This is a genomic window from Synechococcus sp. WH 5701 (assembly GCF_000153045.1).
GTDB classification, from domain to species: Bacteria; Cyanobacteriota; Cyanobacteriia; order PCC-6307; family Cyanobiaceae; genus Regnicoccus_A; species Regnicoccus_A antarcticus.
Window position 1 is genome coordinate 1 of record NZ_AANO01000054.1, and the last position, 1,656, is coordinate 1,656.

A 1,656-nucleotide genomic window follows, 5' to 3' on the forward strand; every position below is an offset into this window, starting at 1 on the left:
CGATGATTTGGAGTTGATGAGTCGCCGCACTGGATGCTCGTTGGCGGAGTTGCGGACGGCGGTGGTGGCGGCTCCATTCATCAGCGATGCGGACTGGAGTTGGTGATGGGCAAATGGCGGTCGCCAAAGTTGTGGATCACCCTGGCGAGCCTTGCATTTATTGGTGTGGCTCTCGTTCAACAGAGTGCCCAATTGCGCCAGCAGAGCTTGGATAGCCAAGGCTGGTGGTGGTTGGTGCTTGGGCTTGGGCTCACCTGGCTGAGCATCTTGATGAATGGCGTGGCCTGGCGCGTGGTGTTGGGGTGGCTTGGTTCTGTGCCGGACGACCTGGCGGTGGTGCCGTTGTTTGTTCGCAGCAACCTGCTGAAGTATTTGCCCGGAGGCATCTGGCACCTTGTGGAGCGTGTGCGTTCGCTTCGACCCTCTATGGGAGGGGGGCCAGCTTTGGCCGGGGTCATCCTTGATCCCCTACTAATTGTGGCGGTATCTCTACTAATGCTGATGGCCGGTGGATGGCAGAACGGGCTGGTTTTGTTGGCTCCCATCCCGGCGTTGCTGCTTCTGCCACGCTGGCGAGAGCCAATTCTGGAGCGGTTAGAGCGATCGAAAGCGACGCAGCTTCAGACGGCTGGGGATTGCCCACTCGAGGTTGAGGGCAGTGGTCGCATGGGATATCCCTGGTCGCCTTTTGCTGCCGAAATGATGTTTGTGCTGTGTCGCTTTTCTGGGTTTTATTGTTGTGTTCAAGCCTTTGATCTGGCCCAGCCTGTTCCTTCGCAGTGGCTCGCAGCCTTTGGCTTGGCCTACGCCGTTGGTTTGGTCGTGCCGGGTGCTCCCGGTGGGTTGGGTGTTTTTGAAGCCACTCTGCTGCTGCGACTTGGCGGAGCTGTGGCTGAAGCTCCACTGTTGGCGGTGGTGCTCAGCTATCGACTGATTTCGACGCTGGCTGATGTCTTGGCGGTTGGATCGTTCCGTGCCGATCGCCAGATCGTTGAATGGTTTGCCCGGCGGACTTAATCCTGAATTGATCTCCTGTTGGAGCTCTGATCCAGGGTCGGTACCAGGGCCATTGACGCAATCAGACCTAAGACCAAGATCATCAAAGCCGGGAGCAGAGCTTCTGCCAATCGCTCGTCGCTCGCGTATTGATACACCCGTACGGACAGGGTGTCGAAGTCAAAGGGACGCAATGCGAAGGTGAGTGGAAGCTCTTTGATCGTGTCGACAAAGACCAAGAGGAGTCCAACGGTCATCGGTCCGCGCAGAAGCGGCAAATGAATTTTGCGGAGAACCTGATGCCAATCGAAGCCCATCCCTGTAGCGGCCTCATCAAGATTGGGACTGATGCGTTCCAAAGCTGCATCGAGGCCGCTCTTGGCGACGGCTAAAAAGCGATCGCTGTAGCCCCACAGCAACAGGGCGAGAGGGGCGATTTGCCAGGGTGCTCCAGTGAGGAGAAGGGCAAGCGCTAAAACCGTGCCAGGGATGGCGTAGCCCATGCCTGCCAGAAACGTCAGGCTGCGCAACCAGGGTGCAGTGCTCCAGCGTTTCGCAATGGCCAGCAACACCGCTGCGCCGACGGCAAGAATCGCCGCGGCTAAAGCAAGAAACAGGCTGCGCAAGCTGAGCTGGAGTAAGTCGTTGGTGAAGTTGGTT

General features: G+C 58.1%; 2 protein-coding genes. One reads left to right on the top strand and one right to left on the bottom strand.

Annotation, left to right across the window (positions count from 1 at the left end; all coding sequences use genetic code 11):
- Positions 1 to 105: 105 nt before the first annotated feature.
- Positions 106 to 1,017: a lysylphosphatidylglycerol synthase domain-containing protein gene (locus WH5701_RS00285; protein ID WP_006169782.1), complete on the top strand. Its 912-nt coding sequence runs from the start codon at positions 106 to 108 to the stop codon at positions 1,015 to 1,017.
- Here WH5701_RS00285 and WH5701_RS00290 read toward each other — a convergent pair.
- On the bottom strand, positions 1,014 to 1,656 hold a 643-nt coding region (locus tag WH5701_RS00290; RefSeq protein WP_006169783.1), incomplete at its 5' end, for an iron ABC transporter permease. The two genes, WH5701_RS00285 and WH5701_RS00290, sit on opposite strands and share 4 nt — an antisense overlap.